The following is a 15,127-nucleotide window of genomic DNA, read 5'->3' as shown; positions in this document are numbered from 1 at the left end:
TTTAAAAAAAGAATGTCTAGACAAAACAGTCTAGACATTTTTTTATAACATTAATCCATTTGTGCAAACGCTGCTTCTGCATCTGCATTACTAATCGCTCCAAGCTGAATTTTTCCAATTTTCCCTTGTGAATCAATCAAAATTTCTGTTGGAATACTTCGAATTTGATAGGCTTGAAAAACAGCTCCTTTTGTATCATATAAAACGGGGATGTCTTTATAGCCTTGTTCCTCAAACCATTTTGGAAATTGCTCAACAGTTTTTTCACCTTGAAGCCCTGGCGCAATCACCGATAAAATTTCGAAATCACGATCTTTCTTAGCAGCGAGTTCCATTAATTCTGGCATACTTTTACGGCAAGGCCCACACCAAGAAGCCCAGAATTTTAGATAAACTTTTTTACCTTTAAAATCAGATAGTTTGACTTCTTTTCCATCCATCGATTGTAGCGTAAAATCAGGCGCTTCTGCTCCTACAGCTATTTGCTTAACCGTTGCTTGTTGTTGTGTTTGAGTCTTTTGATTTTCTTGACTTGATTCCTTCTCTTCCTTGCCACAAGCAATCAAAAGAAAGATAGATAAGAAACTAAGTCCAAAATAGATTGTTTTTTTCATAGATAACTCCTTTTATCCTAATATTCCAGATAAGACATTTAACTGTCCCAACATTAATAAAATTCCCATGAGAATAATTAGTAAACCACCAATTCTTTTCAGTAACAGTAGGTGAGATTTAATTTTACTAAAATAAGGCATGATGAGTCCTGATGCCAAGGCCAATACTAAAAATGGAAGCGCCATTCCAAGAGTATAAACTAGGGTTAATAAGGCCCCTTGAAGAGCTCCATTTCCTCCTGAGGCAGCTAATGCTAAAATTGAACTTAAAACTGGACCAATACATGGAGTCCAACCAAAGCTGAAGCTAATACCTAATAGAAAGGCTGATAGATATTTACTAGACTGTTTTTGATCAAATCTTACTGTTTTTTGGAACTCTAATTTTCGTAAATGAAGGATTTCCATCTGATGTAAGCCTAGTATGATAATAATACCACCCATAACATAACGAAACCAATCAGCATAGAGTAAGTTCCCGAGAAATCCAGCTCCAAACCCTAGAATAAAGAAAATTAGAGAGATACCTGCGATAAAACAGAATGTCCGAATTAATCCTGACCAGGCAACATCTTTACCTAAAAACCGAAATGTCTTTGACTGCTCTTGATCATCTAACAAAACACCTGCATAGACTGGTAACAAAGGAAATATGCAGGGAGAAAAGAATGACAAGATACCAGCTAAAAATACAGAGATAAAAAATATAATACTTTCCAATTAAAAACCTTCTTTCAAAATTTTCACTTTATATTTTACTACAAATAACATTATAAGTCTTAACTTTGCTACGCTATTATTTTAGAGAAAACAAAAAGGAGCTCAGCTCCCTTTTTTTATTAATAAGTTCCTTCTTCACCCTGACTTGTCAAGATTACAGGTCCATCCTTGGTAATAACAAACTGGTGTTCATACTGACATGATAGACCACCGTCAATAGTTTTGTGAGCCCAACCTGTTTTCATGTCTGTATCGATTTCCCAATCACCTGTATTAATCATAGGTTCGATTGTCAAAACCATACCTTCACGAAGTCGGAGACCACGACCAGCTACACCATAGTTAGGAACCATTGGTTCTTCATGCATGGTTGGTCCAACACCGTGTCCTACAAGATCACGGACAACACCGTATCCACGACTTTCAGCATATTCTTGAATCGCTGCACCAATATCACCAATTCGGTTGCCAACAACAGCTTGCTCGATACCCTTATACATAGCTTCCTTGGTCACGTCCATCAAGTTTTTAACTTCTTCTGATGGTTTACCAACTGCGTATGCCCAACAAGAATCGGCTAATCCACCCGTAAAGTTTTGAGTATATTTTTTCATCTGCTCAACGTTGTTAAAATTGAGTTTAGAAACATTGAGGTCAGACTTCACGATTGGCCCACCAAGAACCATATCAACCTTGAGAAGGTCACCCTCTTTGAGGATATAATGACGAGGGAAGGCGTGTGCTACTTCGTCATTGAGCGAACAGCAGGTTGCATATGGATAGTCCATCATTGCCCCATCAACACCTATCTGTAGTGGAAGGAAATTCTCTTCTTTACAACGACGGCGAACATACTCTTCTACTTCCCACATATCAACACCTGGCTTGATGATATCACGCAAGCCAATGTGAATGCTTGCAAGAAAATCACCGGCCTTATCCATAGCTTCGATTTCTCTAGCTGATTTTAATGTAATCATGTTTACTCCTAGATTCTAATTAATTTTTACAGTTACATTTGCTTTTGATACAATTTGATGATTGAGATAAATGTCATAATCAATAATAGCCGATCGTCTCGTATGATGAATAATTCTAGCTTGAATCCGAAGAACATCATCAATCTGAACAGCCTGTAAGAAGTAAATCAACATTTGTTCAATGATGAGATTACGACCGCTATTAACGACCAAGTCTTGCGTCATATGAGTCAAGATTTCTGAAAGAACACCATTAGCCAGAACACCATTTTTTTCTAACATAAAGGGTTCTACTGTAATAACAACTTCATCATGATGATAAGATAACTTCTGTCCAATCTGCTCTGAAAAGGTTGGTAAAGTTGAGACCTGAGAACGACTCATTTTTTCCATGACATCACGTCTAGTAATGACACCAAGCAAGGTTTGATTGCTCCGTACAACAGGTACCATTTCAAAATCTTCAGCAATCATTCTCTGGCTCACGTTAGCAATATTTGTGGCTAAACCTGTCATGTAGACAGTTCTTGTCATGACCTTATCAATGGTAGTCCCTGGTGATTTATCTCCAGCATCACGCATGGTCACAACACCCACAACAACCTTATGCTGATTGATAACAGGAAATCGACTACTTCTATTCTTACGAACTAAATCTAAATAATCTTTTACAGTATCCGTTTCTTGTAAAAAACCATATTCATGACTAGTACGATAAATCTTTTCAACCGTTAAAATATCTGTCTTAATTTGAACATTTGACAAAGCACGGTTGATCATCGTCGCAATTGTAAATGTATCATGTTTACTACGTAATACTGGAATATTTTTCTTATCAGCAGCATCCAAAACATCTTTATGAACTTCAAATCCACCGGTTACCAAGACAGCATTTTCGTTTTCTAGTGCCAACAATTGGATACGTGTTCGGTCACCGACAATGACTAATCCACCATCATGAAGGTATGAAAGTATATTTTTCTCAGTCATCGCCCCGATGGAAAATTTACTAAATTCTCTATTCAAACCAGCTTGTCCGGCTAAAACTTCTGAACCAGTAACTTCTGCAATTTCTGCAAATGTTAGCTTTTCGATGGCAACTTTTTTTGACTTCACACGGACTGTCCCACTTCGAGGACGTGTTTCAACTAAGCCTCTATTTTCAGCTTCTTTGATCGCACGATAGGCTGTCCCATCGCTCACTCCCAGACGATTTGAGATACTTCGAACGCTAACCCGTTTTCCGACTGGTAATTCTTCTAAATAAGCTAAAATTTCTTGGTGTTTACTCATTTAGCTCTCCTTTTGTATAGCGAAATTCTAGATAATCCCGCATCTTACGAGTATAGCGGTCACTACCTTTAAACCGACGATATAAAACGAAGCCGGACTTTTGCGCAACCTTTTGACTGGCGCTATTTTCCAGATGTGTCACAATAGACAGTTGTTTTAATTCAAACTGATTCACAGACAAATCTCGCAATTTGGTAACTGCTTCCGTCATATATCCCTGAGACCAATAGTCTTTCCTTAAAAAATAGCCAATTTCAGCTTCTTTCCTTATTTCATCAAGCTTTTCAAACTTAATTGCTCCAATCATTTTTTGGTCTTTTTGATCACAAATGGCCCAAATTCCCAAGGGTGATTTCATAAAGTAGTTGGCAAGAGCATATTGACTTTCTTCAATACTAGCTTGCGTAGGAAAAATAAATTGAAGATTTTCAGGGTCTGATGCCAGCTGATGGAAGTCTTCTACATCCGTAAAAAAGAATGGACGGAAATACAAACGTTCCGTCTCATAGAAAGAAAACATTGCTAATTTTGTCCAGATATTCATTGTTATCCTCGAATTGCTAATCTTCAATTAGCTCAATATCTGCTCCAAGATTACGTAATTTCTCAATAATATTTGAATAGCCTCGTAGGATGAACTCAACACTAGTAATCTCTGTTCTACCTTCAGCCATTAATCCAGCAATAACCAAAGCTGCACCTGCACGTAAGTCTGTCGCTCTTACACTTGCACCTTGTAAAGGATTGCCACCTTTGTAGAAAATATGGTCATTCGTTGTAGATATATCTGCGTTCATTTTGGCTAATTCGAAAACATGATTGACACGTTTTTCATAAATGGTATCGATCAATGTTCCTCGTCCTTCAGCTTTCAATAAAAGAGGAGTAATCGGTTGTTGAAGGTCTGTAGCAAATCCTGGATATGGAGCTGTTTTGATATTAACAGCCTTAAGATTTGTTTGCTCTTCAACGAAGATACTATCTTCAGAAACCGTCATATGAACACCCATTTCCTCAAGTTTTGCGATAAAACCTTCTAAATGTTCATAAAGTACATTGTTAATACGAATTCCTTGTCCCACAGCAGCAGCCATTGCAATATAAGTCCCTGCTTCAATACGGTCAGGAATTACTTGATGGCGTGTGCCGTGTAAAGATTCAACACCATCGATAGTAATCATATCTGTACCTGCACCACGAATATGAGCTCCCATATTATTTAACAAAGTAGCTACATCAATAATTTCAGGCTCTCTAGCCGCGTTTTCAATGACTGTACGTCCTTGGGCTTTTACCGCTGCAAGCATTGTGTTAATAGTTGCTCCAACACTAACAGTATCCATGTAGATGTGTGCGCCTTGCAACTTAGAACCATTTGTTGAGAGATTCATATTGTCTCCCTCATAGGTTGTCTTAGCACCCATAGCTTCAAAGGCTTTTAAATGCAAGTCAATCGGACGAGGTCCCAAGTCACATCCACCAGGTAAACCTACTGTTGCTTCACCGAAACGTCCAAGAAGACTACCGTAGAAATAATAGGATGCGCGAAGACTGTTGATTTTACCATATGGCATTGGTTTATTTTGAACACCACGAGGATCAATCTCTAAAACATCATCATAGCGCTTTACACTAGCACCCATAATTTCCATGATATCAACCAAACTAGCAACGTCAGAGATGTCTGGAACACAGTCCAAAATAACTACATCATCTGACAAAATAATAGCTGGAATCAAAGCAACTACACTATTTTTTGCTCCGCTAATGGTTATTTCACCCTTTAATGGACGTCCACCGTTAATGACAATTTTTTTCATTATTTTTTATATACTCTTTCACTATTTATTCATAAGGTCTCACCCTATATTATACCATATTTCTTTCTTATTATCTATCATAATAAATCAAATAAGTCCCTTAAGATTTTATTGATTTAGATTAGTTTATCAAGTAAACTTAACAAAAAAACTGATACTAATTATCGGATTTTAAATATGGATACCAAACTGGGTACCAAAATAAAAAATAGGCTTTCCGAAAATCTCGGAAAGCCTTATTTTATGCTAGTTCTAGCTTCCTCGCCTTTTCATTTCAAGGCTCGGGATAAAAAGGTTCACTGGACCTTTTTATTTAGCGATAGGGTAAACAGAAACTTGTTTCTTATCGCGACCTTTACGTTCGAAACGTACTACGCCTTCAATTTTAGCGAACAAAGTATCGTCTCCACCACGTCCAACGTTTACACCTGGATAGATGTGTGTCCCACGTTGACGGTAAAGGATTGATCCACCTGAAACAGTTTGTCCGTCAGCTGCTTTAGCTCCAAGACGTTTAGCTTGTGAATCGCGTCCGTTTGATGTAGAACCTCCACCTTTTTTGTGGGCGAAAAGTTGCAAGTTGTTAAGAGTCATTTTTAACATAATGTTTTCCTCCGTGTTAGTTTTCTGTGATAACTCTGGTTTGGACGAACTCAGAAGAGTTCTCCGATAAGTTTGCCATACCCAAGAAAAATGATTCAAAGAATAATTGTGTCATTTCTCTCTGGTGAGAAGGAAGATCTTTTGGAATTTCAACCATCAGATAGCCACCTTCATCTTCGTTTAATTCTAAGATTGGTTCATAGCCTGCAAATTTCTCAATGGAATTGATAAAGTTAATGGCAAGCGTAGAAACCGATGCACACACGACATCTAGGCCGTATTCGCCACTCTCGGCGTGTCCAGTAATCTCCGCACTCCTCAGCTCGCCATCTTCGGCTCTCTCAAAGACTGCTTGTATCATGTGTTCTCCTTAAAATTAAGCGTTGATTGCGTTGATGACAACTTTAGTGTATGGTTGACGGTGACCTTGTTTACGGTGGCTACCTTTTTTAGGTTTGTACTTGTAAGTAACAACTTTCTTTTGTTTTCCTTGTTTTTCAACAGTTCCAACTACAGTAGCTCCAGCAACAAGTGGAGTTCCGACAACAGTGTTTTCACCACCAACAAGAACAACTTCGTTAAAAGTAACTTCTTGACCAGCTTCAACGTTCAATTTTTCAACGTAAACTGCTTGACCAACTTCAACTTTAACTTGTTTTCCGCCAGTTTTGATAATTGCGTATGTGCTCATTATGCACCTCCTATGATTTTTTGGGGTTTCCCCGAATTTTTGTGAAGACTCGCCTAGCATCGTGGGACGAACCACTTAAACTTGATGAATCAAGCAACGATGTTCGTGCGGTTGCACAGGACTGTGCATAGTCAACTCTACAAGTATAGCATGATTTCAAATTTTTGACAAGTATTTTCACTCAAAATTCAGCCTTTTATTAGACTTTTTTCGCAAAGAAGATAAAAGCATACTTAGATAAAAAATACTCATCATGATAGGGACGCCTAAAATCGTTTTTTCGTTGAAGATAATCGTTAAGTAAGCTGAAAATACTACTCCTAGAATGAAACTAACTAGTAGGCTCACAAAAATCAATCCTTCCATCAAAAAGGCTGTATGCTTGGTCCGAACATATTCGCCAAAAGCCAACATGGTGCGTTTGATATTTCCCGTCATAAATGCATTGTTATAGGCTATCCCTGAAACCTCTCCAAAAGCTGTTGTAACGAGACCCATACAAAAAGCCAGAGGAGGAACAATAAACATGTTATCTACACTCAATGGAATAAAGCCGATTATCAATGATAAAATGGCCAATGGTATAAGTGATATAATGGGTTTTTTAACAATGCGAAGTTTTTCTTTGTAAATCGTAAGCAAAAAAACGCCTAACATGAAAGATAAAAGTGTCAATATCTTTATTTCAGCATCAGCTAAATTTCTCTGAACGATTCCGACTGATAAAAATACCACATTCCCCGTTTGCCCAGCGACTAAGGTATTCCCTCTTACTATAAAGGTATAGGCATCTACATAGCCTGCACAAAAAGTCAAAAAAAGCGCCAATCTTTTTGAATGACGAGAAATTTTTCTCATGGGTAATAATCTCATACTAATCTCCTAAATATACTGTGACTATTGTACCATTTTTTCTAGAAATTTCGAAGTATCAAAGCAAAAGAATTATCTCAAGGTAACGAGTTGACTCTTTCTATGTTATAATGAAATCAATCATTACTTGTGGAAAAGGAGTAACTATGCTAAAACTTGGTATCATCGGGACCAGTGCAATCAGCCATCATTTTCTAGAGGCTGCCCATACTAGTGGAGAATTTCAACTGGGTGCAGTCTATTCTAGAAAAATAGAAACCGCAGAAAAGTTTGCTGAACAGCATCAAGGCGTGAAGCTATTTGATCAGCTAAATGATTTCTTTAATGATTCATTCGATGTGGTATACATTGCTAGTCCGAATTCCCTGCATTTTAGTCAGGCAAAGATGGCTTTATCTGCTGGAAAACATGTTATCCTTGAAAAACCAGCTGTCACTCAACCACAAGAATGGCAGGATTTAGTTCAAACGGCTAAAGATAATAAATGTTTTATCTTTGAAGCAGCACGTAACTACCACGAAGATGCTTTTGCCACAATCAAAGACTTTCTTGCGAACAAACAAATTCTTGGTGCTGACTTTAACTACGCTAAATACTCTTCTAAGATGCCTAACCTACTTGCTGGCGATACTCCTAATGTTTTCTCAGACCGTTTTGCAGGTGGTGCACTCATGGATCTTGGTATTTATCCTATTTATGCAGCTGTTCGCTTATTTGGAAAACCGACTCATGCAACCTATCAAGCTCAGAAACTAGATAATAGCATTGATTTAAATGGGGATGGTATTCTCTCATATCCTGACTATCAAGTACACATCAAAGCAGGAAAGAATATCACTTCTAATCTTCCTTGTGAGATTTATACTACTGATGGAACCTTGACACTTAATACAATCGAGCATGTCCAATCAGCTACTTTTACAGACCACCAAGGAAATGAAGTTCAACTTCCTATCCAGCAGGCTCCTCACACCATGACTGAGGAAGTTGCTGCTTTCGCACATATGATCAAACAACCAGACCAGGCACTTTACCAATCTTGGATTGATGATGCGACACACGTCCACAACCTACTTTACACCATGCGCCAGAATGCTGGCATTAGATTTGAGGCAGAAAAATGAAAACCAAACTACCTACCGAATGGCAAGAATTGATTGATCAACTGGGATTCCAAGAATTTACTCCCATTCAAACTCAACTTTTTCAACCTATAACAGAAGGTGAAAATCTTCTGGGAGTCAGTCCAACTGGTACAGGGAAGACTTTAGCCTATCTCCTACCTAGTCTTCTCAAACTGCAAAAGAAAAAAGCCCAACAATTATTGATTTTAGCACCTAATACTGAGCTTGCTGGACAAATTTTTGAAGTCACTAAAACCTGGGGTGAGGCTATCGGATTAACAGCTCAGCTATTTCTATCCGGTTCGAGCCAGAAACGCCAAATTGAACGACTTAAAAAAGGACCAGAAATTCTAATTGGAACACCTGGTCGTATCTTTGAACTCATTAAATTGAAAAAAATCAAGATGATGAATGTGGAAACAATCATTCTTGATGAATTCGACCAGCTCCTTGACGATTCTCAAATTCATTTTGTTGAAAAAATTACCAACTATGCACCTCGTGACCATCAACTTATTTACATGAGTGCCACTACCAAATTTGACCAAGATAAGATTGCACCTAACACGCGCATCATTGATCTATCAGACCAAAAGTTAGACAACATTCAACATTTCTACATGCAAGTAGACCAACGTCACAGAGTAGATATGCTTCGTAAACTAGCACAGGTTGAAGATTTCCGTGGTCTTGTCTTCTTTAATAGCTTGTCTGACCTTGGAAGCGCCGAGGAAAAATTACAATATCGTGATGTTTTAGCAGTTTCGCTAGCTAGCGATGTCAACGTTAAATTTAGAAAAGTTATTCTAGAAAAATTCAAAGATAATCAACTGACACTACTTCTTGCCACAGACCTTCTCGCTCGTGGTATCGACATTGATAGCTTGGAATGCGTGATTAACTTTGACGTCCCTAGAGACACGGAAACTTACACTCACCGTGCGGGTCGTACAGGACGCATGGGTAAAGAAGGATATGTTATCACTCTTGTGACACATCCAGAAGAGCTAAAAAAACTGAAGAAATTTGCAAGCGTACGTGAAATCGTCTTGAAAAATCAAGAACTCTATATCAAATGAGAGTGGGACAGAAATCGGTAATTCTTTAGAATTCGATTTCGTCGTCCCACCTCCGCACAGTTGAGTAGGGCTGTAAAAGCTGATGAAATCAGCGTAGTAGAGCCCACTCAACCACTGCGTCTTGCTCGACACTCCAAAGACAATTGAGAGGCTAGGACTTTTGTCCCAGCCTCTTTTTCTTATCCCCAAGTAATTTCTAAACGGTAGTTGGCAAATGGAACTCCTTCTTTGTTTTGTAGTTGGTAGGCTAGTTCAATCTTCTCTTCACCAACATCGTAGTGGCTTGTTTGGATGATAAACTCCTGCAGTCCCATAGGTGTTGGAATATAGGCTAAACTATCAGTATCCTTGAGAAAACGCATGATGGTCTTGGGATTTGAGAAACGTGTCATGACCAGTTCCTCCCCATTAAATTTCAAAACTACTTTTTCTTGGTCTTCATTGTAAAAAAGGAGATAGGAAAAATCGCCCTTTTCACGTAATTCAACATCATAAAGTTGATCGATTACTTCCAATTGTTCATCGAACTTGATGGTATTTCTCATTCTAATCTTCACAACTATTCCTCTTTCTTCTCACTTATCCCTACTATTTTACCAAAAAGCCTCGGAATTTGCTATAATGGTCTTATGAATGAAAAAGTATTTCGTGACCCAGTTCACAACTATATCCACGTTAATAATCAAGTCATTTATGACCTGATCAATACCAAAGAATTTCAGCGGCTCCGTCGCATCAAACAGCTTGGGACATCTAGCTATACTTTCCACGGTGGAGAGCATAGTCGTTTTTCTCACTGTTTGGGTGTCTACGAAATTGCTAGGCAAATTACGGAAATTTTTGAGGAGAAATATCCTGAGGAATGGGATTCTAACGAGTCACTATTAACCATGACTGCGGCTCTTTTACATGATCTCGGACACGGTGCCTACTCTCATACTTTTGAAAATCTCTTTGACACCGACCACGAGGCCATTACCCAGGAAATTATCCAAAGCCCTGATACAGAGATTCATCAGGTTCTTTTGCAGGTTGCACCGGACTTTCCAAAAAAAGTAGCCAGCGTTATCGATCACACTTATCCAAACAAACAAGTGGTTCAGCTCATTTCTAGTCAGATTGATGCAGACCGTATGGACTATCTCCTTCGCGACTCCTACTTCACCGGTGCTTTTTATGGCCAGTTCGATCTGACACGTATCCTTCGTGTTATTCGTCCTGTTGAAAATGGTATCGCCTTTCAACGGAATGGGATGCATGCCATAGAGGATTATGTACTCAGTCGTTACCAGATGTATATGCAGGTTTATTTCCACCCAGCTACACGAGCCATGGAAGTCCTTCTGCAAAATCTTCTCAAACGTGCTAAGGAGCTCTACCCTGAAAATAAGGACTTCTTTGCCCTTACATCCCCACATCTACTGCCATTTTTTGAGAAGAAGGTAACCTTATCTGACTATCTTGCACTTGACGACGGGGTTATGAATACCTATTTCCAACTCTGGATGACTAGTACAGATAAAATTCTAGCCGACCTTTCCCAACGTTTTATCAATCGTAAGGTCTTTAAATCTATTACTTTTTCTCAGAAAGATCAAGACCAGCTTGAAATCATGCGAAATTTCGTAGAAGAAATTGGTTTTGACCCCAACTATTACACAGCTATTCATAAGAATTTTGACCTTCCTTACGATATTTATCGACCAGAGTCTGAAAATCCAAGAACTCAAATCGAGATTGTCCAAAAGAATGGCGAGCTGGCAGAACTTTCTAGCCTATCTCCTATCGTTCAATCTCTTGCAGGAAGCCGTCATGGTGACAACCGCTTCTACTTCCCTAAAGAAATGCTTAAGCAAAATAGTATTTTTACAAATATCATTCAACAATTTTCCCATTTGATTGAGAATGATCATTTTACTCCAGACAAGAAATAACAGAGGAAATTTATGAGTATAAAACTAATCGCCGTCGATATAGATGGTACCCTAGTTAATAGCAAAAAAGAAATTACTCCCGAAGTTTTTGCAGCTATCCAAGATGCCAAAGCAGCTGGAGTCAAGGTTGTCATTGCAACAGGACGCCCCATCGCTGGTGTTGCCAAACTCCTTGACGACTTGCAGTTGAGAGATGAAGGTGACTATGTTGTGACCTTCAACGGTGCCCTTGTTCAAGAAACTGCTAATGGCCATGAGATTATCAGCGAATCCTTGACTTACGAGGACTATCTGGATATGGAATTTCTCAGCCGTAAACTGGGAGTCCATATGCATGCAATTACCAAGGACGGCATTTACACTGCCAATCGCAATATCGGAAAATACACCGTACACGAATCAACCCTCGTCAGCATGCCAATTTTTTACCGTACACCTGAAGAGATGGCTGATAAAGAAATCGTCAAATGTATGTTTATCGACGAACCAGAGATTCTCGATGCTGCTATTGAAAAGATTCCAGCAGAATTTTACGAGCGCTACTCTATCAACAAATCTGCTCCATTTTATCTAGAACTCCTTAAAAAGGATGTAGACAAGGGCTCAGCTATTACACATCTGGCTGAAAAACTAGGATTGACAAAAGATGAAACTATGGCTATCGGGGATGAAGAAAATGACCGTGCCATGCTTGAAGTCGTTGGAAATCCAGTTGTTATGGAAAACGGAAATCCAGAACTCAAAAAAATCGCCAAATACATCACCAAAACAAATGATGAATCAGGCGTTGCCCATGCGATTCGTACTTGGGTCTTGTAAATTTATTAGAATATAAAAAAGCACCTCAGAAGTTAGAGATAAAAAACTAACTCCTGGGGTGTTTTAAATTACAGATTATTCTTCTGATTCCCTTTTTATACTTGGAATTTTCTTAGTATCAAGTTTAGGAATACCCTTGTTCTCAATCTTGGGAAGGTTCTTTATTTCATCGGCAGTAGGGACCTTCTGGTATACCTTAGCAGGCCTATAGAGTAAGGCAAACGAGAAGAACAAAGCAATGACACTTCCAACAGCTGCCAAATTCCGTTTACTCGTTTCTGACGATGGGACCTTAACTCTACTTGTACTAAGGTCCTTCCATTCAGGATGCTCTGCTTCAATCGCTTTTTTCTCTTCCCAAAGTGGAACGAGTAAAAAATGGTTAAATGGCACAACTGTAGCCATTGCTGTTGCTCCTAGTGGGATAAATCTATTGAGATTTATGATAAGCATAATGCTTAGAATAGAAAATAATACGAATAGAGCTATTACTAAAACTAGTCGAATTTTATATTCTTTTTTTAGTCGAAGGTATTCTTCTTGGGACATCTGACATATTACCTCTTTTCTCTAAACTCTATACAGCTAAAAAGCATTAGTACAGTGACTCCTACTGTAAATCTTTGATAAACTCCACAACTTGACGATTCTCAATCTTCACATAATATCCACCACTATTATTAACAAGTTTATTCCCCTCATATTTATCAATCTTTACAGCATAAAGACCGCTTGGAAGGGGTTGATTGTTAAGAAATTCTTTCATTTGCGATTCAAGATCTTCAAGATAGGCATCATATAACTGATCCTTCTTGTCTTCTGGAGTGTAGTATCCAAATTGAAATTCTGGTATAAAAATATCTTTTTGGAAAAGATATTGAGCATCCATAGGATACATCCCTTGTAATGCTTGTCCATTTTTTTTATTTTCCTCTAAGATTTCATCATAAAGGTGGATATTACCAGATTTACTATTAAATTGAAAATCAATCCCTTCGTACTTCAAAGCAGTCATTTTAGGATCTGTTATTGAAGTATCCAATGTTTTTAAAAATTCGCTGGTGCCTGGACTAATCTCAATTCCTAAATAAGCTAATTCTGGAAAAACTTGATAAATTTTTTTGTTTTGTTTATAATCTACTTCCGCATCAGTCTTTCTATACGTTTCTTTTTCCGAAGGACGAGTATAGTATTTAAAACGAGAATTAACCTGATAGATTTTACCATCTATATTTTCAGTGTAAGTACCATGGATTACAAATCCTCCTACACTTGTATAGTTTTTTTCGTATTTTTCTAACTCAAACTGACCTTTAAGACCGTAGTTCTCATAAGAGCGATGTACTACTTGCTCAAGTTCATTCCGACTTGCATGGGCAAATAGACCCCACATATCCATCATTGCAAGAATAGGACTAAGTATTATGAATATTGCAAATAGTATAACTATGGATAAACAGCCAATTAATAAACCTTTTTTCATGTTTTTCTCCTGAACATTCTATGTCCATTATAACACACCATGGATATCTTATGAATGGTTCAAAATTTGGTCAAAGAAAAAACACTGGTTACCCAGTGTTTTTGTGGCTAGTTTTGCTCCCTGCAGGAATATAAATATCAGTCCTAAAACCCTATTCTAATAGGCTTTTGAATACTTTTGGTCAATTTTTGGTCAAAAATTTCGCTAACTTTTTATCCAACTCACTCCGGCAATTCCACCTTCAAGCTCATATCCGAAAGTACAGCGAATCACTTCCTTTAGTCAAACATATAACTGAACAACATTGTTTATCTTCCTGCACTTTCATATTTTTTCAATCCTTTTCTAAAAATTGTACGACTGATAATAATCAAAAAAACTGTAAAAACTATTTGATAGAAAAATAGGTTCAATGTATCTTTCCCTAAAAATATTAATACTGCAGGATTGGCAATTAATAAATTGGGAACAAATAACATAGTGATCAATCTGTTAATACCTGTAAAAATATTATATGGATACTTAGAAATTCCAATATAATTCAAAAATATATCTACTTTTGAAAATTTAGTTGGGAACCAAAATGAACTAATCGTTATTAGAAACCAAATTGAATAATATATAATACAACCACACATTAAAGAAAGGATATAAAATAATATTTTTAATGAATTTAAATGTACATTTAAATTTCCATAACTTATAAAAATGATCGCAAGACCAAAAAAAGTATTCACGAATTGAACTAAATTAAATGATCTAAAAATATAGAACAACTGAGTATCAAACGGCCTCAATAAAATTTGATCCAAGTTACCACTCAAAATATCTGATTCTAAAATTCCCATACTTCTAATTAACAATCCCATCATAACTCCATCTACAATAGTGTAGGAACCTACCAAAAATAAAATTTGATAATAGTCCCAACCATTAAAAGAGTCTATGTTTAAGAAAATCAATCTAAAAAATACAATAGGTAAACCAATCCACAGTATCGACGAAAATAGACCACAAAAGAAGTCAAAATGAAAATTCATATCAGATTTAAAACCAAAATGAAGTAGCCTAAAAATTACTTTTATTCTAAACAT

The 15,127-nt window shown here is 37.4% G+C and carries 18 protein-coding genes and 1 other annotated feature; of the genes, 4 read left to right on the top strand and 14 right to left on the bottom strand.

Annotated elements, in window-relative coordinates; genetic code table 11:
* Positions 1-50 precede the first annotated feature (50 nt).
* The 10 genes from sdbB to K1I61_RS01820 form a co-directional block, all read right to left on the bottom strand.
* Complete coding sequence (gene sdbB, locus K1I61_RS01865) at positions 51-614, bottom strand: thiol-disulfide oxidoreductase-associated lipoprotein SdbB (protein WP_036757613.1); 564 nt, start codon at positions 612-614, stop codon at positions 51-53.
* A 12-nt stretch (positions 615-626) separates the two neighbouring features.
* Positions 627-1,334, bottom strand: a complete 708-nt coding sequence (ccdA2, locus tag K1I61_RS01860; RefSeq protein ID WP_223332938.1) for a thiol-disulfide oxidoreductase-associated membrane protein CcdA2 — start codon at positions 1,332-1,334, stop codon at positions 627-629.
* Between the two features lie 119 nt (positions 1,335-1,453).
* The gene (locus K1I61_RS01855; RefSeq protein WP_223332936.1) at positions 1,454-2,314 is read right to left on the bottom strand and encodes a methionyl aminopeptidase; all 861 of its coding nucleotides are present in this window, start codon (positions 2,312-2,314) and stop codon (positions 1,454-1,456) included.
* Between the two features lie 15 nt (positions 2,315-2,329).
* Positions 2,330-3,607, bottom strand: a complete 1,278-nt coding sequence (gene spxR / locus K1I61_RS01850; RefSeq protein WP_223332930.1) for a CBS-HotDog domain-containing transcription factor SpxR — start codon at positions 3,605-3,607, stop codon at positions 2,330-2,332.
* Complete coding sequence (locus K1I61_RS01845; RefSeq protein WP_223332927.1) at positions 3,600-4,151, bottom strand: GNAT family N-acetyltransferase; 552 nt, start codon at positions 4,149-4,151, stop codon at positions 3,600-3,602. Before K1I61_RS01845 ends, spxR begins: the two co-directional genes overlap by 8 nt.
* Before the next feature lie 16 nt (positions 4,152-4,167).
* Positions 4,168-5,427 (bottom strand): UDP-N-acetylglucosamine 1-carboxyvinyltransferase, encoded by a 1,260-nt coding sequence (locus tag K1I61_RS01840; RefSeq protein ID WP_004253395.1) that lies wholly within the window; start codon positions 5,425-5,427, stop codon positions 4,168-4,170.
* Between the two features lie 309 nt (positions 5,428-5,736).
* On the bottom strand, positions 5,737-6,030 hold the full coding sequence (rpmA, locus tag K1I61_RS01835) for a 50S ribosomal protein L27 (RefSeq protein ID WP_223332924.1): 294 nt from the start codon (positions 6,028-6,030) through the stop codon (positions 5,737-5,739).
* Positions 6,031-6,046: 16 nt separating this feature from the next.
* On the bottom strand, positions 6,047-6,391 hold the full coding sequence (locus K1I61_RS01830) for a ribosomal-processing cysteine protease Prp (protein WP_000613699.1): 345 nt from the start codon (positions 6,389-6,391) through the stop codon (positions 6,047-6,049).
* 15 nt (positions 6,392-6,406) lie between these two features.
* Positions 6,407-6,721, bottom strand: coding sequence for a 50S ribosomal protein L21 (gene rplU / locus K1I61_RS01825; RefSeq protein WP_000109141.1), 315 nt, complete (start codon positions 6,719-6,721; stop codon positions 6,407-6,409).
* Between the two features lie 35 nt (positions 6,722-6,756).
* Positions 6,757-6,844, bottom strand: a sequence feature (ribosomal protein L21 leader region).
* A 54-nt stretch (positions 6,845-6,898) separates the two neighbouring features.
* Positions 6,899-7,594 (bottom strand): YoaK family protein, encoded by a 696-nt coding sequence (locus tag K1I61_RS01820; RefSeq protein ID WP_223332922.1) that lies wholly within the window; start codon positions 7,592-7,594, stop codon positions 6,899-6,901.
* 146 nt (positions 7,595-7,740) lie between these two features.
* Here K1I61_RS01820 and K1I61_RS01815 point away from each other — a divergent pair, with 146 nt between their 5' ends.
* A complete protein-coding gene (locus K1I61_RS01815) occupies positions 7,741-8,718 on the top strand; it encodes a Gfo/Idh/MocA family protein (RefSeq protein WP_223332920.1) in 978 nt (325 codons plus the stop codon).
* Complete coding sequence (locus K1I61_RS01810; RefSeq protein ID WP_223332918.1) at positions 8,715-9,797, top strand: DEAD/DEAH box helicase; 1,083 nt, start codon at positions 8,715-8,717, stop codon at positions 9,795-9,797. The genes K1I61_RS01815 and K1I61_RS01810 overlap by 4 nt, the downstream gene beginning before the upstream one ends.
* 179 nt (positions 9,798-9,976) lie before the next feature.
* On the opposite strand, the gene K1I61_RS01805 is transcribed toward K1I61_RS01810, so the two are convergent.
* Positions 9,977-10,354, bottom strand: coding sequence for a YwiB family protein (locus K1I61_RS01805; RefSeq protein WP_016465741.1), 378 nt, complete (start codon positions 10,352-10,354; stop codon positions 9,977-9,979).
* 72 nt (positions 10,355-10,426) lie between these two features.
* Between K1I61_RS01805 and K1I61_RS01800 the strand changes: the two genes are divergently transcribed.
* Together K1I61_RS01800 and yidA are read left to right on the top strand one after the other, a co-directional pair.
* Positions 10,427-11,731, top strand: a complete 1,305-nt coding sequence (locus tag K1I61_RS01800) for an HD domain-containing protein (RefSeq protein WP_223332916.1) — start codon at positions 10,427-10,429, stop codon at positions 11,729-11,731.
* Between the two features lie 12 nt (positions 11,732-11,743).
* Positions 11,744-12,550 (top strand): sugar-phosphatase, encoded by an 807-nt coding sequence (yidA, locus tag K1I61_RS01795; RefSeq protein WP_223332915.1) that lies wholly within the window; start codon positions 11,744-11,746, stop codon positions 12,548-12,550.
* A 75-nt stretch (positions 12,551-12,625) separates the two neighbouring features.
* Here the strand turns inward: yidA and K1I61_RS01790 are convergent, their stop codons facing one another.
* From K1I61_RS01790 to K1I61_RS01780, 3 genes are all read right to left on the bottom strand, one after another.
* Positions 12,626-13,099 carry a hypothetical protein gene (locus K1I61_RS01790; RefSeq protein WP_223332914.1) on the bottom strand — a complete coding sequence of 158 codons (474 nt, stop codon included), beginning with the start codon at positions 13,097-13,099 and terminating at the stop codon, positions 12,626-12,628.
* A 61-nt stretch (positions 13,100-13,160) separates the two neighbouring features.
* Positions 13,161-14,033 (bottom strand): hypothetical protein, encoded by an 873-nt coding sequence (locus K1I61_RS01785; protein WP_223332913.1) that lies wholly within the window; start codon positions 14,031-14,033, stop codon positions 13,161-13,163.
* A 308-nt stretch (positions 14,034-14,341) separates the two neighbouring features.
* Entirely contained in the window at positions 14,342-15,127 is a 786-nt protein-coding gene (locus K1I61_RS01780) for an ABC transporter permease (protein ID WP_223332911.1), read from the bottom strand.

Origin of the sequence: Streptococcus infantis, assembly GCF_019929665.1 — a bacterium.
GTDB lineage: Bacteria > Bacillota > Bacilli > Lactobacillales > Streptococcaceae > Streptococcus > Streptococcus infantis_H.
This window is presented reverse-complemented; position numbering and strand designations above follow the sequence as displayed.